This window comes from Corallococcus sp. NCSPR001 (genome assembly GCF_017309135.1).
In the GTDB taxonomy this organism is placed as follows: Bacteria; Myxococcota; Myxococcia; order Myxococcales; family Myxococcaceae; genus Corallococcus.
Window position 1 is genome coordinate 2,434,103 of sequence record NZ_JAFIMS010000002.1, and the last position, 19,715, is coordinate 2,453,817.

A 19,715-nucleotide genomic window follows, 5' to 3' on the forward strand; every position below is an offset into this window, starting at 1 on the left:
TATGATGGGCATCCCCCATGCCCCTCTTCCGCACCGTCCTCGTCGCCGATGACGAGCCGTCCATCCGCCACATCCTCACCCTGGTGCTCACCGACAAGGGCTATGACGTGCGCGCCGTCGCCGACGGGGACGAGGCCCTGCGCGAGCTGTCCACGCGCGCCTATGACGTCCTGGTGACGGACGTGCGCATGCCCAAGCGCGACGGGCTGTCGGTGCTCCGGGCGGCGCTCGCGGAGCATCCGGGGCTCACCGTGGTGGTGATGAGCGCGTACGGCTCCCAGGAGCAGGCGCTGGAGGCGGTGCAGGCGGGCGCCTACGACTACGTCCAGAAGCCCTTCAAGCCGGAGGAGATCGTCCTCGTCCTGCGCAAGGCGGAGGAGCGCGAGCGGCTGGTCCGCGAGAACCGCCGGCTGCACGAGGCCCGGCTCCCCGGCGCCTCCGGGGACCACATCCTGGGGAAGAGCGCCGCGCTCCAGGCGGTGCTCAAGCAGGTGGCGCGCGTGGCGCCCGTGGACACCACGGTGCTCATCTCCGGGGAGAGCGGCACGGGCAAGGAGCTCATCGCGCGCGAGCTGCACGGCAAGAGCCGCCGCGCCGCCATGCCCTTCGTCGCCGTCAACTGCGGCGCCATCCCCCACGGCCTGCTGGAGAGCGAGCTGTTCGGCCACGCGAAGGGAGCCTTCACCGACGCGCGCACCGCCCGCCGGGGCCTGTTCGCGGAGGCCGACGGCGGCACGCTCTTCCTGGACGAAGTGGGCGAGCTGCCCCTGGGCGCGCAGGTGAAGCTGCTGCGCGTGCTGCAGGAGGGGGAGATCCGCCCGGTGGGCGAAAGCCGCGTGGAGCGCGTGGACGTGCGCGTGGTGGCCGCCACGCTGCGCGACCTGGGCAAGCTGGTGACCCAGGGCGACTTCCGCGAGGACCTCTACTACCGCCTCAACGTGGTGAACCTCACCCTGCCGCCCCTGCGCGAGCGCCGCGAGGACATCCCGCTGCTCGCCCACGCCTTCCTCCACCGCTTCAACCGCGACCTCAACCGCGAGCCTCCGGTGGAGGGCTTCACCCCGGAGGCCGAGGCCCTGATGACGGCCTACGCCTGGCCGGGCAACGTGCGCGAGCTGGAGAACGCCATGGAGCGCGCGGTGCTGCTCGCGGAGGGCACCCACATCGCGCCCAACAGCCTGCCGGAAAAGCTGTGGGCGGCTTCCGCACCCGCCCCGGCCGGGACGGCGGCGCCGCTACAGGCCGGCAGCGACCTGTCGCTCAAGCGCGCCATCCGGGAGCTGGAGGAGTCCTACATCCGGGCGGCGCTGCGGCGCACGAAGGGCAACCGCACCCGGGCGGCGGAGGTGTTGGACATCAGCCACCGGGCGCTGCTCTACAAGATCAAGGAGTACGGCATCGACCCGGACGCGGAGGGCTCCCGGACCTGAGGGCAGGGGAGACGCCCGCCTGGCGACCTTGGAGGAATCCTCCAGCGCCATTTGACGGAACGCCGCCGGGGCCGGAAAATCGGGCCTCCGCGATGGTGGGCCCGGGGGCGCGGTCGTGGCTGGCTTTTCACGGCGCTCCCCCGTCCGCAGGGCGGCCGGGCGCCAAGCACTTTTTAGGAGGGGTATCAAGCCGGTGCTACGCTGGCGCCCTCTCCGATGGAGTTACGCATGGCGAAGGGCAAACTGGCACTCGGGCTGGATATCGGGTCGACGTCGATCAAGATGATCATGCTCAAGGAGCAGCGCAAGCGCGGTGAAGTCGGCTACGCGCTCCAGAGCTTCGGAATGAAGCCGCTGCCTCCCGAGGCCATCGTGGACGGCGCGTTGATGAACTCCACGGCCATCGTGCAGGCCGTCCAGGAGCTGATGTCCGAGCTGAAGGTCAAGGGCAAGGACGTCGCCATCGGCGTGTCCGGCCACTCGGTCATCATCAAGAAGATCCAGATGCCCCGCATGAGCCAGGAAGAGCTCGAGGAGAGCATCCAGTGGGAGGCGGAGCAGTACATCCCCTTCGACGTGAAGGACGTGAACATCGACACGCAGATCCTTGACGGCGGCGGCAACGACGCCACCGGCCAGATGGACGTGCTGCTCGTCGCCGCCAAGAAGGACATGATCAACGACTACACCACCGTGGTCTCCGAGGCGGGACTCGCCCCGGTGGTGGTGGACGTGGACGCGTTCGCCGTCCAGAACATGTTCTCCACGAACTACGAGCTGCCGGACAAGGAGACCGTCGTCCTCATCAACGCCGGCGCCTCCGTGGTGAACATCAACATCATCGCCAACGGTGTCACCGTCTTCACCCGTGACGTGACCATCGGCGGCAACCAGTTCACCGAGGAGATCCAGAAGCAGCTCAACGTCTCCTACGAGGAGGCGGAGGCGCTGAAGATCGGCGGCAACCGCGCGGACGCGGACGCCGTGGTGCCCCAGGACGTGGAGCGCGTGCTCTCCAGCGTGGCGGAGCAGGTGGCGGGTGAAATCCAGCGCTCGCTGGACTTCTACGCGGGCACCGCCGCGGACTCGAACTTCACCAAGGTCTACCTGTCCGGCGGCACCGCGAAGATCCCCGCCCTGTTCAAGACCATCGAGGCGCGGACCGGCGTGCCGGTGGAGATCCTCAACCCGTTCCGGAAGATCGAAGTGGACAACCGCAAGTTCGACCCCGCGTTCATCATGGACGTGGCGCCCATGGCCGCGGTGGCGGTGGGACTGGCGCTCCGGCGCCCGGGCGACAAGCTGGGTTGATACCGCTCTGGCCACGAGGAACTCACGCACATGATGATCCGAATCAACCTGCTGCCCGTCCGGGCGGTGAAGAAGCGCGAGATGGGCCGGCAGATCCTGGCCCTCTACGCCGCGGTGCTGATCGCCGCGGTGGTGGGGAATTACTTCTGGTACGCGGACCGCGACGGTGAGCTGCAGCGGGCCAACCAGGGCATCACCCAGACGCGCGCGAAGATCGCGGAGCTGGAGAAGGTCATCGGCGAGGTGACCAACATCAACGCCCGCAAGACGGAAGTGGAGAAGAAGCTCGCGGTGCTGGACACGCTGCGCAGGGGCCGCAACGGGCCGGTGCGCATGCTGGACGCGCTGTCCTCGGCCATCCCCAAGAAGGTCTGGCTCAAGAACTTCGTGGAGACCTCCAACAAGGTCACCATCGACGGCTCGGCCGTCAGCCACGACGAGGTCGCGGAGCTGATGCGCGGCCTGGGCAGCATGGTGTGGACGCCCAGGGGCATGGGGCGCCTCGTGGATCAGGGCCGCACCGCCAGCAAGACGTCGCGCGTGGAGCTCTTCAACACGGAGACCGCCAGCGTGGAGGAGTTCTCCGCGACGGAGATCAAGCCCTTCTTCGGCAACGTCGAGCTGACCAACGCCGTGCAGACCAAGCCCACGGCGGCCGGTGCGGCGACGTTCGTCGACTTCAAGCTCACCCTCACCGCCAACTACGCCATCTGATTGGCGGCGAAGGACCCCTGTCATGGAAAAATACCTGGATCAACTGGCGAAGGCCCCCCCCGCGGCGAAGTTCGGCGGGCTCGCGGCCATCGTCGTCGTCTTGACCGTGGCCAACTTCTTCTCCTTCATCCAGCCCACGGAGGAGAACATCGCCCGCCGCGCGACGGAGCGCCGGAAGCTCGACCTGGAGCTCGCGGAGAAGAGCGAGATCGCCCAGAACCTCAACGAGCGCCGCCGTGAGATGGACGTGCTCGAGCAGAAGCTGGCGGAGGCCCTCACGGAGCTGCCGGAGCGGCGCGACATGGAAGAGCTGCTCGCGCAGATCAACGACATCGGCAAGAAGTCCGGCCTGGAGATCGCCCGCGTGGAGCCCGGCAAGGAGTACGTCGAGGGCAACGAGTTCTTCGCGCGCATCCCCATCCGGATGACGGTGAGCGGCAACTACCATGAGATCGCCATGTTCCTGCAGGAGATGGCGAACATGCGCCGCATCGTGAACGTCAACAACATCAAGCTCGATGGCGCGGCCCTGAAGAACGAGAAGGTCGTTCTCCAGAGCAGCTTCCTGGCCACGACCTTCCGGTTCGTCGAAGCGAAGGCCGCCGCGAAGAGCAGCGACAAGAAGAAGAGCAACTAGAAACTTGATCCGCCCGGCAACAAGGGCGACAAGGGATGACGCGGATGAAGACGTTCAAGTCCACGATGACCGTTGCGGTGATGGCGCTGACCCTGTCCGCTTGTGAGGACACGCCCAAGGCCCCACCACCTGCTCCTCCCAAGGCCGCCGCCCCCGCGCCGGCCCCCGTGGCGGAGAAGACCGAGGCGTCGGCGGCGCCAACGTTCGTCTACACCTACAGTCCGGTGGGCAAGCGGGATCCGTTCCGCAGCCCGCTGGAGGAGCTCGGGCCGGTGGCGCGTGACGCACCGGAACGGGCCTGCAACGAACCCCTGTGCGTGTTCGACCTCGACCAGCTCAAGCTGGTGGCGGTCGTCACCGGGGACGCCAGCCCGCTGGCGATGGTCGAGGACCCCCTGGGTCGCGGCCACATCGTCCGGCGCAACACCCGGGTGGGGCGCCAGGGCGGCAAGGTCACACAGATTCTCCGGGACTCGGTCACCGTCACCGAGGTCTTCACCGGCGCCAAGGGCGAGCTCATCAGCAATCCGGTGAGTCTGCAGCTCAAGGCGGATGGCGTGAAGGACCCCGCCTACAACCTGATGACGGGCAAGAACTGGGAGTAGCGCCCCACGGCGCGCCTGCGGGCAGTCGTCGCCCGCTTCCAACTTGTTGAGGGGACGCATGCTCGAGCAGAGCGCTGTGACGAGGGGCAAGTGGATCATGGCGGCCGCATGGGCGGTCGTCCTGGCAAGCGCCAAGGTGTACGGCGCGGATCTCAATACGCTGAGGGACCTGCAGGTGTCCCGGACGGGAGCCGGTGCGCAGGTCGTGGTGACCGGGACCCGGCCGCCCACCTTCACCGTCTTCCGGCTCAGTGGGCCGGAGCGGCTGGTGGTGGACCTGTCGTCCGCGGACGCCACCGGCATCAAGGGGCACCATGACGGCACCGGTCCGGTGTCCGGCGTGGTGGCCGCCCAGTTCTCCGACGCGCGCGCCAGCGTGGGCCGCGTGCTGGTGGCGCTCGACCAGGCCTCCCAGTACGACGTCCGCGCGGAAGGCAACCGCGTGGTCATCTCCGTGGACGGCTCGCCGGTGGCCCCCGCCGCCGCGACCGCCCAGGCTCAGGCCGAAGCGAAGCCGGCGCCGGTGAAGGCCGAGCCCGCTCCGGCGGTCGCCGCCGCGCCGGTGAAGGCCGCGCCCGCGCCGGTGGTGGAGGCGATGGTGGCGGTGGTGCCGGAGGAGGGGACCTCTTCGAAGGCCGCCCCGTCCCAGGCGCCGGGCCGTGAGAACGTCGTCGCCACGGAGGCGGATGAGCGCGAGGTGGCCCACCCGGCCCAGCGCATCACCCGGCTGTCCCTGGACGGCGAGTCGCTGCGCGTCGCCGCCGACGGCGACATCGCCCGCTTCGAGGTCCTGGAGCTGGTGGACCCGCCGCGCCTGGCCGTGGACGTGTACGGCGTGGGCCTGAGCGCGAAGGCGCCCAAGGTGAAGGGCAACCTGCTCAAGGACGTGCGCGTGGGCGCCCACGAGGACAAGGTGCGCCTGGTGCTCGTGGCCAAGGGCGACATGCCCGCCTACCGCGTGGACCGCGCCGAGCGCGGCCTGGAGGTGGTGCTGGGCGGCGCGGTGGCGCGCAAGTCCAAGCCCGCCCAGCCCCGCGACGCGGTGGCGGAGACCGAGCCCCTGCGCCCGCACCCCCTGCCCGTGCAGGAGACGGCGAAGCCGCAGCCCGCGGTGGCGCAGGCCGCGTCGCAGCCGGCGGTGGTGGAGGTCAAGGACCTGTCCTTCGACGAGAGCCCCTCGGGGGGCCGCGTGCAGCTGAAGCTGTCCGGCGCGACGGCGTGGAAGGTGGACCGGCCGGACCCGCGCAGCGCGGTGCTGACGCTGGAGAACGCGCGTCTGCCCAAGAAGCTGGAGCGCAGCCTGGACACCAGCGCGCTGGACACGCCGGTGAAGATGATCAGCGCCTTCAGCGTGCCGGGTGAGGGCCGCAAGGTGCGCCTGGTGGTCGCCGCGGACGGCGCCATCGAGGAGAACGTCACGCAGGGCGCCAACAGCCTGAGCTGGCGGCTGGACGTGCAGGGCGTGAAGACGGAGGAGGTGGCCGTCGCCCAGCGCACCGCCGGCTTCACTGCGGAGGCCCCGGCGTACGCGGCGGAGGGCGCGCCCCAGCAGGCGCGCTACCGCGGCAAGCGCGTGTCCTTCGAGTTCAAGGACATCGACATCCAGAACCTGCTGCGCGTCATCGCGGAGATCTCCAAGCGCAACATCGTCGTGGCCGACGACGTGTCGGGCCGCGTGACCATCCGCCTGCGCAACGTGCCCTGGGACCAGGCGCTGGACCTCATCCTGCGCACCAAGCAGTTGGGCCAGGAGCAGGTGGGCAACATCATCCGCATCGCGCCGCTGAAGACGCTGGAAGAGGAGGCGCGGCTGCGCCAGGAGCGCAAGAAGTCGCTGCAGCAGCAGGAGGACCTGCTGGTCAGCCTGGTGCCGGTGAACTACGCGGTGGCCGGTGACATGTCGGCGCGCGTGAAGGACGTGCTCAGCGACCGTGGCACGGTGACGGTGGACACGCGCACCAACGTGCTCATCATCAAGGACATCCGCTCCAACACGGAGAAGGCGCGCGCCCTGGTGCGCAGCCTGGACACGCAGACGCCGCAGGTCCTCATCGAGAGCCGCATCGTGGAGGCGAGCACCACCTTCAGCCGCGACCTGGGCGTGCAGTGGGGTGGCCAGACGCGTCTGTCGGCCGCGTCCGGCAATCCGACCGGTCTCATCTTCCCCAGCACCGTCGGCGTCACGGGCGGCATCGCCGGCACGGCGGCGGGCGTCCCGGCCCAGCCCAACTTCGCGGTGAACCTGCCGGCGGCGGTGGGTGAAGGCCTCGGTGGCGCCATGGGCTTCGCCTTCGGCTCCGCGGGCGGCGCCGTGCAGCTCAACCTGCGCCTGTCCGCGGCGGAGACGGAGGGCACCGTGAAGACCATCTCGTCGCCCAAGGTCACCACGCTGGACAACAACACGGCCCGCATCAGCCAGGGTCTGTCCATCCCGTTCAGCCAGACGTCGGCCGGCGGCGTGAACACGACCTTCGTGGAAGCGCGCCTGTCGCTGGAAGTCACGCCGCACATCACCCAGGACGGCAGCATCCTCATGTCCATCCAGGCGCAGAACAACCAGCCGGACCCGTCCAACACCGGCGCCAACGGTCAGCCCTCCATCCAGCGCAAGGAGGCCAACACCCAGGTCCTGGTGAAGGACGGCGAAACGACGGTCATCGGCGGCATCTACGTGCGCCGGGGCAGCACGCGGACGGACTCGGTGCCCTTCCTGGCCAAGATCCCCGTGCTCGGCTTCTTCTTCAAGACGACCTTCGAGACGGACGACCGGCAGGAATTGCTCATCTTCATCACGCCCCGCATCCTCAACCGGCAGACCATCGCGCAGAGCCTCTAACGGCACCGCGCCCTGATTGGGAGAGACATTCCAATGAAGCCTTTCTTCATCGCGGCGGCCCTGTCGCTCGGGCTCTGCTCGTGCTCTGAAAGCACCCCCGTCGTCCAGATCCTCCAGACCATCCAGCCGGACGAGGAGTGCAGCTTCGGCGTCGGCGATGTCGGCATCGCGAACGGTTCGCTCAACTTGGCCTACCGGGGCGGCTACCTCCTGGGGCTCGTCGTCAAGTCGAGCTACAACGCCACGCCCATCGACGTGAATGGCGTTCCGCTGGAGCCGGAGTCCGACGTCGGCGGCTCGGCCACCGTCTTCGTGGACACGCTGAAGCTGTCCTACACCTCGACGCCGAGCATCCGCATCCCCGACGCGGAGGTTCCCTACACGGGGGTCCTCAACCCCGGGTCTGACGAGAACCGGTTCGTGGTCAACCTGATGACCGCGGAGGCCGCGGACGCCCTGCGGGCCGCCCTGTCCGGGACCACCACGGCCACGGTGCGGGTCACCGTGCAGTTCGCGGGCAAGTTGGCGGCGGGCGGCAAGAAGGTCGAGTCGAACGAGATCGTCTACGGCATCGACGTCGCCAATACGGCCGTCACGCTTCCGACCTGCCCCGAGGGGCAGGATCCCGAGGTCCCCGTGGGCCCGTGTGGCTCGGGTGTCGGCCAGGACGGCATCTATCCCTCGTGCCAGCCCGGGCCGGCGGCCCCGGGCGTCGGGGGCTAGATGGCCTTCCGCACGCACCTAGAAGCGGTGGTGAACCAGGTGGACGGAGCCCTCGCGTGCAGCGTGATGGGCTTCGACGGCATCTCCGTGGACACGTTCCAGAAGGACGAAGCCACGGAGCTGGACGTGTCCGGCACCTGGGTGGAGTACGCCAACCTGCTCACGCAGCTGAAGAACGCGGCCGAATCCCTGAAGACGGGCACCGTCACCGAGGTGTCCGTCAACAGCGAGAAGGTCCTCACCGTGATGCGCCTGCTGACGCCGGAGTACTTCCTGGTGCTGGCCCTGCGCGCGGACGGGAATTTCGGCAAGGGGCGCTATGTCCTGCGCGTCACCGCGCCGCTGGTGAAGGCGGAGTTGTAGACACGCACGTCCGCTCGGGCAGGAGCTTGTCGAGCCTGCCCGGCGACGCAGCGTGCCTCCGCTTTCCTCTTTGCAGGAACCAGGGCATGGGCTAGACACCCCGGACTTTCGCCTTTACGTCTGTATGAAGGAGTCGGTCCCATGGCCGGGTTTGTCGACACGTCCGAATTCCGCAATGGTTTGAAGATCTTGTGGGAGGACAAGCCGTACGTCATCGAGTACTTCCAGCACGTCAAGCCTGGAAAGGGCTCCTCCTTCACGCGCACGAAGATCCGCAGCCTGCTGGACGGCCGCGTCCTGGAGCCCACGCTGAAGTCCGGCGACAAGGTGGGCACCCCGGACATCGAGTCCAAGGACATGCAGTACCTGTACGTCCAGGACGGCGACTACTACTTCATGGACAAGCGGAACTTCGAGCAGACCTTCCTCTCCAAGGAAGGCCTCGGGGAGGCCGTGAACTTCCTGAAGGAGAACCTCGACGTCGAGATCCTCTTCTGGAACGGCAAGGCCATCAACGTGTCGGTGCCGAACTCCGTGGACCTCAAGGTCACCAAGTGCGACCCGGGCGTGCGCGGCGACACCGTGTCCGGCGCCCTGAAGCCCGCCACGCTGGAGACCGGCTTCACCGTCAACGTCCCCCTGTTCATCAACGAGGGCGACGTGCTGAAGATCGATACGCGTGAAGGTGGCAAGTACCTCACCCGCGTGTCCACCGCGGGCTGAGAGCAGCTTCCCTTCACCTGGCGACCCGGGAGGGGTCTGAATGGCAACGAAGCGCAAGGCAACCCGGCCGGCCGAGTCCTCGGGCACGGCCTCCGGGCGGGATTCGGGCACCACGTCGCTGGACGTGGAGGCCCTCCGGCAGATCGTCGAAATCCTGGAGGCCTCCGACGTCACCCGGCTGGTGTGGACGAAGGGCCCGGAGAAGCTCTACATCCGCCGCGGTCACGCGCCGGAGACGACCATCGTCCACCACACCGCGCCGTCGGGCCCGGGGGTGACGGTGTCGCCACCGGTGGAGTATGCCGCTCCGGCCGCGCCCCGTGCGGCGCTGCCCGCCGCCCCCTCGGCTCCGGCCGCCGCGGCGGCTCCGGAGAAGCCCGCGGAGAAGCCGGGCCACCAGGTGACGAGCCCCTTCGTGGGGACGTTCTACCGGACCCCCGCGCCGGATCAGCCCCCGTTCGTGGACGTGGGCACGGTGGTGCGCAAGGGCCAGGTGCTCTGCATCGTGGAAGCGATGAAGTTGATGAACGAAATCGAGTCCGAGGTCTCCGGCCGCATCGCCGAGGTCCTCGTGGAGAACGGTCGCCCGGTGGAGTTCGGCCAGGCGCTGTTCCGCATCGAGCCGGCCTGAGTCTGCTGACCCGTCAGGCGCGTCCGGCCCCTTCCGGGCGGGACGCGCCCCAGGCCCTCGCGTTAGGAGCACGGCCGTGTTCAAGAAGGTACTGGTCGCCAACCGCGGGGAGATTGCCCTGCGGGTCATCCGCGCATGCCGTGAGCTGGGCATCGCCACCGTGGCGGTGCACTCCACCGCCGACGCCAACGCGCTGCACGTGCGCTTCGCGGACGAGGCCGTCTGCATCGGGCCGCCTCCCTCCAAGGAGAGCTACCTCAACGTGCCGCAGCTGCTCTCCGCGGCGGAAATCACGCGCGCGGACGCCATCCACCCGGGCTACGGCTTCCTGTCGGAGAACGCCGAGTTCGCGGAGGTCTGCGAGAACTGCAAGATCCGCTTCATTGGCCCTCGCCCGGAGATGCTGCGGCTGATGGGCAACAAGGTGCGCGCGCGCGCCGCGGCCCGCGAGGCCGGCCTGCCGCTGCTCCCGGGCAGCCCCGGCGTGGTGAAGGATCCGCGCGAGGCGGAGGCCTTCGCCAAGGAGATCGGCTTCCCGGTCATCCTGAAGGCGGCGGCGGGCGGTGGCGGCAAGGGCATGAAGATCGTCCGCGAGCCGGGAGTGCTCGCGCAGGCGTTCTCCACCGCGCAGGCGGAGGCCCTGGCCAGCTTCAACAACGGCGACCTCTACATCGAGCGGTACGTGGAGAAGCCGCGCCACATCGAGATCCAGATCGTCGCGGACGAGCACGGGAACGTCATCCACCTCAACGAGCGTGAGTGCTCCGTGCAGCGGCGGCACCAGAAGCTCATCGAGGAGGCCCCGTCGCCCGCGCTCACGCCGGAATTGCGCAAGCGCATGGGCGAGGTGTCCGTCGCCGCGATGCGCAAGATCCGCTACAACAACGTGGGCACCATCGAGTACCTGCTCGACGAGCGCGGCGAGTTCTACTTCATGGAGATGAACACGCGCATCCAGGTGGAGCACCCCGTGACGGAGCTGGTCATGGGCGTGGACCTGGTCCGTGAGCAGATCCGCATGGCCTACGGGCACCCCCTGCGCTTCAAGCAGGAGGACGTGCGGATCCGCGGGCACGCCATCGAGTGCCGCGTGAACGCGGAGGACCCCGTCACCTTCGCGCCGTGGCCGGGGAAGATCACCGGCTACAGCGTGCCGGGCGGCTACGGCGTGCGCGTGGACTCCGCCGCCTACGAGAACTACACGGTGCTGCCGCACTACGACAGCCTGCTGTCCAAGCTCATCGTGCACGCGGAGGACCGCGAGACGGCCATCCGCCGCATGCAGCGCGCGCTCTCCGAGTACGTCGTGGAGGGCATCCGCACCAACATCCCGTTTCACCGGGCCGCACTGGCGGAGGAGTCCTTCCAGGAGGGCAACTACGACACCCGGTTCGTGGAGCGCCTGCTGGCGAGCGAGACGGGTTCGCGCCGGCTCAAGAAGGCCGTGGAAGAGACGCCGTAGCGCTTTGCCGTGAAGGCATGGAAAACCCGCCGGGCGTGCGAGCGTCCAGGCGGGTGATCCAGCCCTGGGGGAGGGCAGGCTGTTTCTTGACCCGCATCGGAGGATTCCGTTAGCCTCCGAAGCTCCCCCCCAGAGAAGGACTGAAACCCGCGAAGTTCCTCGGGGTTTCTGCCTGCCGGAAGCGCACGCTCGATGGACAAGAACAAGATCATCGAAGCCGCCGCGAAGCTGGTCGCGAAGGGCGCGTACGACAAAGCCATCAAGGAGTACCAGAAGGTCCTGGAGGTCGACCCGAAGGACATCCGGGTCCTCCAGAAGATGGGGGAGCTGTACCAGAAGAAGAATGACAACGCGCAGGCGGCGCACTTCTTCACCAAGGTCGCGGAGAGCTACTCCTCGGACGGCTTCTTCCTCAAGGCCGTCGCCCTCTACAAGCAGGTCCTCAAGCTCAACCCGAACCTGCTGGAGGTGAACCTCAAGCTGGCGGAGCTGCACCAGCAGCTGGGCTTGATGTCGGAGGCGATGGCGTACTTCCAGATCGTCGCCAACCACTACGACAAGGCGGGCGATACCAAGTCGAGCCTCGACACGCTGAAGAAGATGGTGGATCTCGACCCCGAGAACGTGGCGTCGAAGATCAAGCTCGCGGAGCTGTACGCGCGCGAGAACATGGCGAAGGAAGCGGCGCAGGAGTTCAAGCGCGCCGCGGAGTACCTCAAGCGCAACGCCCGGGCGGATGACTGGCTGCGCGTCGCGGAGCGCCTCTCCGCGCTGGAGCCGGACAACCTCCCGCTCGCGAAGGAGCTGGCCGCGTCGTACCTGCAGCGCGGCGACCAGAAGCGCGCGCTCGCCAAGCTCCAGGTGTGCTTCAAGGCGGATGGCCGCGACGTGGAGACGCTGACGCTGCTGGCCCAGGCGTTCCAGGGGCTGGGCCAGGTCTCCAAGACGGTGTCCGTCTACAAGGAGCTCGCGAAGATCCACCAGGAGCGCGGCCGCACCGCCGAGTCCGACGGCGTGTGGACGCAGATTGAACTGCTGGATCCGCAGGATCCGGATCTGCTCGCGCGCCGGGGGCCCGTCGCTGAACCCGAGCCCGAGCCCGAGCCCGCGCCCGCGGCCATGCATCACCCCGAGGAGCCGGCCGCGCCCGCTTGGAGCGCGCCCGCTCCCGCCGCCGCGCCCCCGTCCCGTCCCGTGCCCGCCGCGCCGCCCGCGGCCGTGGTGCCGCCCGCGCCCGCGGGGATGAGCCGCGAGCAGTTGGCCAAGCTGCTGACGGAGACGGACGTCTACGTGAAGTACGGGCTCCACGACAAAGCGCTGGAGCACCTGCGCAAGGTCTTCTCCGTGGATCCGGAGAACCTGGACGCGCACGAAAAGGCGTACCACATCTACGTGGCGGCCAATAACGGCGCGCAGGCGTCCGAGCAACTGCTCAACGTGCTGCGGCTGTGCACGCGCCGCGCGGACGTGCAGCGCGCGCAGCCGTACCTGGCGACCATCCTCCAGGAGAATCCGGCGCATCCCGAGGTGCCCGCCTTCCTGTCCGTGCTCCGCGCGGAAGGGGGCTTCGTGGCGCCCGCGGCGACGCCGGGCGTGGAGTCGCTGGAGGAGGACGCCATCCTGGTGGACTCCAACGAGGACGAGATCCTCGTCGCGGATCCGCCGGAGGACGCGCTCGCGCAGCCCGGGGGTGACGAGCTGGCGCTCGCGGCGCTGAGCCACGGGTCGGACTCGGACGAAATCGTCGACGACGAGGTCGCGGAGACCACGTTGAGCGGCGAGGAAGCAGTGATGGGCGAGCCCATCAGCTCCGCCGAGAACGCCGTCTACGACCTGCCGCCGCAGGACGACCTGGTGATGGGGTCCGACGAGGACTCGCTCGTGCTCGCGGACGAGCCGGGCCTGGACGGTTCGGATGCCTCCGGAGGCCTGGACGACGAGCCCCTGGTCGCCCAGGACGACGACGCGCTGGCGTACGCGGCGGACGCGGGCGACGAGCCCATGGTGCTCGCGGACGAGCCGGGCGGCATGTCGCTGGGGGACGAGGAGGAGGCGCCGCCCACGCGCATCCTGTCCCCGTCGCGCGCGCTGCTGGAAGAGGCCGCGCCGGACACGCGCCAGCTGCCCACGCTGGACGACAGCGGCGACGACGAGGCCCTGGTCGAACCCGGCATGTCGCTGGGCGAGGACGACGACGCGCCCACGCGCGTGGGGCTCGCGCCCCTGGATGCGTCCGCGCTGGACGACGCGGGCCTGGATGAAAGCTTCGCCGCGCCGGCGGAAGAGCCCGCGTACGCGGAGGGCATGTCGCTGGGCGACGAGGAAGAAGACGAGCCCACCGCCGCGCACATGGTGCTGCCGTCGATGGAGGGGCTGTCCTACGACGAGCCCCAGACCGACGCGGTCGAGGAGACGCCGGAGCCCGAGCCGGAGCCCGAGGCCCTGGCGGATGAGCCCGAGCCCGAGCCGGAAGCGGAGCCCGAGGAGGAGCCTGCCTCCGAGGAGTGCGACGAGGCGTCGTTCTTCCTCGACCAGGGCCTCCTGGAAGAGGCGCGCGAAATCCTGGAGACGGTGGCCATCGCGTTCCCCGGCCACGTGCGCGCCGGCGAGCTGATGGCGCGGCTGGAGGAGCTGGAGGCCGGCGGTGGCGCGGCCCCCGAGGAAGACGCTCCTTCCGAGCCCTTGCATGTGCCCTCCGTACAGCCGGTGACGGAGGCGTCGCTCGACGACGGCGCCGGTGGTGGCGACGCGTTCGACCTGGCGGCGCAGCTGGCCGGTGAGCTGGACGACCTGGGCGGTGAGTCGCTGGCGGCGGTGCCCCCGGCGGACGAGGACTTCCAGTACTCGGTGGACGAGGTCTTCGCCGAGTTCAAGAAGGGCCTGGCCAAGGTGGTGAAGCCCGAGGACGTGGACACGCACTACGACCTGGGCATCGCCTACAAGGAGATGGGCCTCCTGGATGACGCCGTCCACGAGTTCGACGTGGCCCGCCAGGGCTGCGTGGGCACCCCGCGCGAGCTGGACTGCCTGACGATGATTGGCATGCTGCACACGCTGCGCGGCAAGCCGGAAGAGTCCGTGGCGGTGTTCAAGGAAGGCCTCTCCAACGTGCTCGCGACGGGTGAGGTGGCCAAGGCGCTGGGCTTCGAACTGGCGAGCGCCTACGACGCGCTCAACGAGCAGGGCAAGGCGCTCTTCCACTTCCAGCGGGTGGCCGCCATGGACGCGAAGTACCGCGACGTGGGGTCCCAGGTGACGCGGCTGTCGGCCATGACCGCACCGGAGGAGGACCCGCTGCCTCGCGCCGGAAAGGGCCCGGCGACGCCGGTTCCCGCCGCGGGCGTGCCGAAGGCTCGTAAAGTAGGGTACGTGTAGCGCGTCCCCCCACGAGGCCCGGCGAGCGATGACGACCTACCTCGATTTCTTCGAACTCACCCAGGAGCCGTTCTCCAACGCTCCGGTGAGCCGCTTCTATTACAACTCCGCGCAGCACTCGCAGGCCCTCACGCGGCTGATGCACGCCGTGGGCTACATGAAGGGCCTGTCCATCCTCATTGGCGACATCGGCGCGGGCAAGACGACGCTCGCCCGGCGCATGCTCGACTCGCTTCCGGAGTCCGAGTACGAGGCCGCGCTGCTCGTCATCATCCACTCGGGCATCACCGCCCAGTGGCTGCTGCGCCGCATCGCGCTCCAACTGGGCGTGGAGAACCCCGCGCAGGAGAAGCTGGCGCTCCTGTCGCAGCTCTACCAGCGCCTGCTGCAAATCTACGAGTCCGGCAAGAAGGCCGTCGTCCTCATCGACGAGGCGCAGATGCTGGAGACGCGCGAGCTCATGGAGGAGTTCCGGGGGCTGCTGAACCTGGAAGTTCCGGAGCGCAAGCTCATCTCCTTCGTCTTCTTCGGCCTGCCGGAGATCGAGAAGAACCTGAAGCTGGACCCGCCGCTCGCCCAGCGCGTGGCGCTCCGCTACAAGCTGGAGCCCTTCACGGCGGAGTCCACGGAGGCCTACGTGAAGCACCGGCTGCGGCTCGCCGGCTGCCCGCGCATGCCCTTCACGCCGGAGGCGCTGCTCGCCGTGCACGAGCACTCCGGCGGCACCCCGCGCGTCATCAACACCCTGTGCGACAACGCCCTCTTCGAGGCGTTCCTCGCGCGCTCGGAGACCATCGGCGCGGAGCTGGTGCACCGCATCGGCGACAACCTGGGGCTCCAGGGTGGCTCGGCTGCTTCCCAGGCAAGCGAGCGGGCGAGCGCGCCCGCCACCTCGCTGCCCCGGACGGCGAACACCAAGATCGACCTGGCGGAGATCGACCGCTACCTCGAGGGACTCGGTAAGCTCTAGCGGCTTGTCCCTCCCCAGCCGCAACAGTGCAGCGCGCAAGGCGCTCTTGTGGGTGCTCCTCGTGGTGTCGGGGAGCATCCTGCTGTTGCGTCAGCCGTTCACCTGGGACGCCGCCTGCACGCTGGCGCGCAGGAACCTGCCGGACCTCCTGGGCGTGGACGTGGGCATCGGCCGGTGCGAGCTGGATCCGCTGGGCTCGCGCGTGGTGCTGCACGGCGTGTCGGTGTTCGCGCCGGGCCGGGACACGCCGCTGTTCGCCGCGGACACGGCGGAGGTGGGCCTGGGCTTCCTGTCGCCCCTGTCCCGCCGCTTCGTGCTGGGCCACGTGCGCGTGCACCATCCGCGCGTGGCGCTGGACCTGTCCCGGCCCTCCACGAGCCCGCCTTCCTCCGACGGCACGTGCCCGCTCACGCCCTTGACCCGCGTGGGCGTGGGGCGCGTGGACATCACCGGCGCGGAGGTGCGGCTCGCGCTGCCAGACGGGCGGGGCGTGGAGGTGGAGAACCTGGACGTGGGCTGGGTGGAGCACTGGGGCGTGATGGAGCTGGAGGTGGGCGCGCGGCGGGGCCTGGTGCGCCTGGGCGCGGGCGGCGGCGAGCTGACGCTGGGGCAGCTGGGCTTCACCGGCTCGCTGGACCCGGATGAAGGCCTGCTGGACGTGGAGCGCGCGGAGGTGACGCTCGACGACATCACCGCCACGGTGTCCGGCCGCGTGGAGACGCTGTGCCATCCGGTGCTCGCGCTGGACGCGCAGGTGTTCCTGCCGTTGCGCACGCTGTCGCAGGCGAAGCTGCTGCCGCGTCCGGCCACCGGGCATTTGTGGACGCGCCTGTCCATCACCGGGAAGCCGTCCGCGCTCGCGGTGGGCGCGGACCTGTCCGCGAGCAACCTGGCCTATGAGCAGTACGGCCCGGTGAGCCTCAACGCGCGCCTGTCGTACGCGGGGGACAGCGTGCGCGTGGAGTCGCTGGAGGCCCCACTGGGAAGCGGCAAGGTGAAGCTGTCCGGCGCGCTGAAGCTCACGCCGGAGTTGCCCGTGGACGTGACGCTCCAGACGGAGGACGCGTCCTTCGGGCGCATCCTGGAGCGCGCGGGCGTGGCGGGCTCCTGGGTGGACTTCCCCGCGACGGCGAACGCGCACCTCACCGGGACGCTCTTGCCCCGGCCGTCCCTGTCCGGGCCGCTGGACTTGCGCAGCGGACGCTTCGTGCTGGCCACGCGCGCGTTCGACGCGCCGGCCAGCGCGGGCAAGACGCTGCTCACCTTCGAGCGGGGACGCGCGCAGACGGCCGTGAAGCTTTCGGGGGACCGCGTGTCCTTCAGCCGCCTGACGGTGGAGTCCGGCCGCTCGCGCGTGCACGGCGACGTGACGCTCTACTTCGACAGCGTGCGCGGCCTGGACATCCAGGGCAACGGCGAGCTGGAGCTGTCGGACTTCGGCCACATCGCGGAGCTGCCGTGGTCGGGGAAGGGCTCGGCGAACTACTCCATCGTGGGGCCGTACTCGGACGTGAAGGTGGACGCGAGCCTGTCCCTGCGCGACTTCACCTTCTGGGGCTTCGGCCTGGGCGTGACGCAGGCGAAGCTGTCGTACTCGAATGGCCTCTTGTCCTTCCCGTCGCTCACCGGCCAGAAGGGGCGCACGCAGTACTTCGGCAAGGCGGCGCTCACCTTCGCGCGCCTCTTGCACCTGCGCCTGGACGTGACGGTGCCGCAGGGCCGCACGGAGGACCTGGTGGACCTGGTGGCGGGCCTGAGCCCGTCCATCGCCGTGGTGCAGGGCCAGTTCGCCGGCGCGGCCTCGGGCCGCGTCGAAATCGACAGTCCCCTGGAGAAGCTGGAGGGGCTGGTGGCCTTCGACCTGCGCGACACCACGTACCTGGGCCGCCGGCTGGGCGCGGGCTCCGCGCGGCTGCGCTTCGTGGACGGCAAGGAGATGGTGCTGGAGCGCACCGTGCTGGACGGCCGGATGGGGCGCACCTGGGTGGAGGGCTCCTTCGGCTTCACCGGGGGCGCGCTGGACTACCGCTTCGGCGGAGAGAACCTGTCGCTCGCGGAGGCCGTGGGGCAGCAGACCGCGGAGGAGATGGGCATCCAGGGCACGCTCGCGCTCGCGGGCACCGTGGCGGGCTCGGCGGACAAGCCCGACATCCAGGCCACGCTCAAGGGCCCGCGCATCACCTTCGCGTCTCGCGACCTGGGCGCCATGGACCTCGCGCTTCACCAGGAGGGCAAGCAGCTGCGCATCACCGGGCGCCCCTTCCGCGACGCGCAGGGCTACCTGAACATGACGGTGAAGGAGCCCTACCTCTTCGACTCCACCGTCGACCTGCTGCTGCCTGAAATCAAGCCGCTGCTGCCGCAGACGCCAGCGCTGGCGGGCGTCACCGGCCTGCTCGCGGGGCGCGTGACGGTGCAGGGCCCGCTGTTGCAGCCGGAGGGCTACTCGGTGGGGGCGACAGTGCGGGAGCTGTCGCTCGCGCGGGGCGACCTGCGCGGCCGCAACCAGGGCCCCATCGTGCTGACGTACCTCAACGGCCGGCTGGACGTGCAGCCCTTCCGCTTCAGCGGCGCGTCGGTGGACGTCACGCTGGGTGGCTGGGTGAGCCAGCGCGCCATGAACATGAGCCTGCGTGAGGGGCGCATGGACGTGCGGCTCCTGGAGCCGCTGTTGCCCGGCATGGAGCGCGTGGGCGGCCAACTGCGCGTGGACGCGGAGGCCGTGGGCTCACTGGAGTCTCCGGCGGTGGTGGGCACCGCGGAGCTGTCCGACGTGCGGCTGTCCATGCGCGACCTGCCGCTCACCGTGCGCGGCATGTCCGGCCGCCTGGAGATGACGGGCCAGCGCGTGCTGCTGGAGCACCTGCAGGCCCAGGTCAACGAAGGCCAGGTGTCCGCGCGCGGCGACATCCGCCTGGAGCGCTTCGTGCCCAAGCGGCTGGCGCTGACGCTGCAACTGGACGCCGTGCCGTACCGGATGACGGAGGACCTGCCGCTCACCGTGTCCGGCCTCCTGCAGGTGGTGGGTCCTCCCACGGGGCCCACCGTCACGGGTGGGCTGGACATCATCAAGCTGCGCTACCAGAAGCCGCTCGACATCGAAGCGCTGCTCAAGACGATGCAGAAGAAGCCGAACCTCGCCGTGGGCGGCGGGGGCGAGCGCGCGAGGGACCCCTTCTTCACCTGGGACGTCAACGTGCACTTCGGCGACGTGCGCGTGGACAACAACCTGGCGAAGGCGCGGCTGTTGGGCGACGTGCGGCTGACCGGCACGGACGTGAAGCCGGGGCTCCTGGGCCGCGTGGAGGCGGCGGAGGGCAGCCAGGCGTTCTTCCGCAACAACCTCTTCACCATCGACCAGGGGCAGCTGGAGTTCCGCGACGCGTCCGGCATCGACCCGGTGTTCGAGGTGCAGGCGCAGACGTCCGTGCGCGAGTTCGTGGTGAAGTTGCACGCGTTCGGCCGGCCGGCCAACCCGCTGGTCGTGCTGTCCTCGGAGCCGGTGCTCACGGAGGGTGACATCCTGTCGTTGCTGACACTGGGTGTGACGAGCGCGGACAAGGACACGGCCGCGTCGGCGAGCTACGGTCTGGCGGCGGAGGCCCTCTTCAACGTGTCGGGACTGGACCGGCAGGTGCGCCGGTTCCTGCCCAGCAACCCTGTTCTCAGGGATTTGTCCCTGCAGATCTCCACCACCTACAACGACGCCACCCGGCAGGCGGAGCCCACCGCACAACTGGAGTCGAAGTTCCTTTCCGAGCAGCTTAAAATCGGGATGACCCAGCCAGTGAGTGGGCGAGGCACCCGGGCACGCGCTGAGTACCGCTTCGACGACCGTCTTTCCGCACAGGCCCAGTGGGACAACGAGAACAGCCAGGCGTCGTTCGGAAACCTCGGGCTCGAGCTGAAGCTGGGCTGGGAGGTCGAGTAGCCGC

At 69.3% G+C, this 19,715-nt stretch carries 14 protein-coding genes; all 14 read left to right on the forward strand.

The features are described 5' to 3' along the window. The first annotated feature begins 17 nt into the window (after positions 1–17). Positions 18–1,430 carry a sigma-54 dependent transcriptional regulator gene (locus JYJ93_RS12010; protein ID WP_206789851.1) on the forward strand — a complete coding sequence of 471 codons (1,413 nt, stop codon included), beginning with the start codon at positions 18–20 and terminating at the stop codon, positions 1,428–1,430. Between the two features lie 228 nt (positions 1,431–1,658). Next, positions 1,659–2,741 (forward strand): type IV pilus assembly protein PilM, encoded by a 1,083-nt coding sequence (gene pilM, locus JYJ93_RS12015; protein ID WP_014399064.1) that lies wholly within the window; start codon positions 1,659–1,661, stop codon positions 2,739–2,741. Positions 2,742–2,771: 30 nt separating this feature from the next. Beyond that, positions 2,772–3,455, forward strand: a complete 684-nt coding sequence (locus JYJ93_RS12020) for a PilN domain-containing protein (RefSeq protein ID WP_206789854.1) — start codon at positions 2,772–2,774, stop codon at positions 3,453–3,455. A gap of 22 nt (positions 3,456–3,477) precedes the next feature. Next, complete coding sequence (locus tag JYJ93_RS12025) at positions 3,478–4,092, forward strand: type 4a pilus biogenesis protein PilO (protein WP_206789855.1); 615 nt, start codon at positions 3,478–3,480, stop codon at positions 4,090–4,092. 44 nt (positions 4,093–4,136) lie between these two features. After that, positions 4,137–4,697, forward strand: a complete 561-nt coding sequence (locus JYJ93_RS12030) for a pilus assembly protein PilP (protein WP_206789857.1) — start codon at positions 4,137–4,139, stop codon at positions 4,695–4,697. Positions 4,698–4,755: 58 nt separating this feature from the next. Next, entirely contained in the window at positions 4,756–7,533 is a 2,778-nt protein-coding gene (pilQ, locus tag JYJ93_RS12035) for a type IV pilus secretin PilQ (RefSeq protein WP_206789860.1), read from the forward strand. Between the two features lie 33 nt (positions 7,534–7,566). After that, positions 7,567–8,256, forward strand: coding sequence for a hypothetical protein (locus JYJ93_RS12040; RefSeq protein ID WP_206789862.1), 690 nt, complete (start codon positions 7,567–7,569; stop codon positions 8,254–8,256). Continuing rightward, positions 8,257–8,619 (forward strand): hypothetical protein, encoded by a 363-nt coding sequence (locus tag JYJ93_RS12045; protein ID WP_206789863.1) that lies wholly within the window; start codon positions 8,257–8,259, stop codon positions 8,617–8,619. Between the two features lie 141 nt (positions 8,620–8,760). Next, positions 8,761–9,342 (forward strand): elongation factor P, encoded by a 582-nt coding sequence (efp, locus tag JYJ93_RS12050; protein WP_206789865.1) that lies wholly within the window; start codon positions 8,761–8,763, stop codon positions 9,340–9,342. A gap of 40 nt (positions 9,343–9,382) precedes the next feature. Beyond that, complete coding sequence (gene accB / locus JYJ93_RS12055; RefSeq protein WP_206789873.1) at positions 9,383–9,973, forward strand: acetyl-CoA carboxylase biotin carboxyl carrier protein; 591 nt, start codon at positions 9,383–9,385, stop codon at positions 9,971–9,973. A gap of 76 nt (positions 9,974–10,049) precedes the next feature. Then, positions 10,050–11,435, forward strand: a complete 1,386-nt coding sequence (gene accC / locus JYJ93_RS12060; protein ID WP_206789882.1) for an acetyl-CoA carboxylase biotin carboxylase subunit — start codon at positions 10,050–10,052, stop codon at positions 11,433–11,435. Between the two features lie 192 nt (positions 11,436–11,627). Continuing rightward, positions 11,628–14,810: a tetratricopeptide repeat protein gene (locus JYJ93_RS12065; RefSeq protein ID WP_206789885.1), complete on the forward strand. Its 3,183-nt coding sequence runs from the start codon at positions 11,628–11,630 to the stop codon at positions 14,808–14,810. A 28-nt stretch (positions 14,811–14,838) separates the two neighbouring features. Continuing rightward, entirely contained in the window at positions 14,839–15,780 is a 942-nt protein-coding gene (locus tag JYJ93_RS12070; protein WP_206789887.1) for an AAA family ATPase, read from the forward strand. Between the two features lie 4 nt (positions 15,781–15,784). After that, a complete protein-coding gene (locus JYJ93_RS12075; protein WP_206789896.1) occupies positions 15,785–19,711 on the forward strand; it encodes a translocation/assembly module TamB domain-containing protein in 3,927 nt (1,308 codons plus the stop codon). The last annotated feature ends 4 nt before the right edge of the window (positions 19,712–19,715 follow it).

What these genes read in the sequence shown, in the direction of transcription:
- accB (WP_206789873.1), top strand. Translation starts at nt 9,383, where the DNA reads ATGGCAACGAAGCGCAAGGCAACCCGGCCGGCCGAGTCCTCGGGCACG.
- JYJ93_RS12065 (WP_206789885.1), top strand. Translation starts at nt 11,628, where the DNA reads ATGGACAAGAACAAGATCATCGAAGCCGCCGCGAAGCTGGTCGCGAAG.
- pilQ (WP_206789860.1), top strand. Translation starts at nt 4,756, where the DNA reads ATGCTCGAGCAGAGCGCTGTGACGAGGGGCAAGTGGATCATGGCGGCC.
- JYJ93_RS12030 (WP_206789857.1), top strand. Translation starts at nt 4,137, where the DNA reads ATGAAGACGTTCAAGTCCACGATGACCGTTGCGGTGATGGCGCTGACC.
- JYJ93_RS12010 (WP_206789851.1), top strand. Translation starts at nt 18, where the DNA reads ATGCCCCTCTTCCGCACCGTCCTCGTCGCCGATGACGAGCCGTCCATC.
- efp (WP_206789865.1), top strand. Translation starts at nt 8,761, where the DNA reads ATGGCCGGGTTTGTCGACACGTCCGAATTCCGCAATGGTTTGAAGATC.
- JYJ93_RS12020 (WP_206789854.1), top strand. Translation starts at nt 2,772, where the DNA reads ATGATGATCCGAATCAACCTGCTGCCCGTCCGGGCGGTGAAGAAGCGC.
- JYJ93_RS12070 (WP_206789887.1), top strand. Translation starts at nt 14,839, where the DNA reads ATGACGACCTACCTCGATTTCTTCGAACTCACCCAGGAGCCGTTCTCC.
- pilM (WP_014399064.1), top strand. Translation starts at nt 1,659, where the DNA reads ATGGCGAAGGGCAAACTGGCACTCGGGCTGGATATCGGGTCGACGTCG.
- JYJ93_RS12045 (WP_206789863.1), top strand. Translation starts at nt 8,257, where the DNA reads ATGGCCTTCCGCACGCACCTAGAAGCGGTGGTGAACCAGGTGGACGGA.
- JYJ93_RS12040 (WP_206789862.1), top strand. Translation starts at nt 7,567, where the DNA reads ATGAAGCCTTTCTTCATCGCGGCGGCCCTGTCGCTCGGGCTCTGCTCG.
- JYJ93_RS12025 (WP_206789855.1), top strand. Translation starts at nt 3,478, where the DNA reads ATGGAAAAATACCTGGATCAACTGGCGAAGGCCCCCCCCGCGGCGAAG.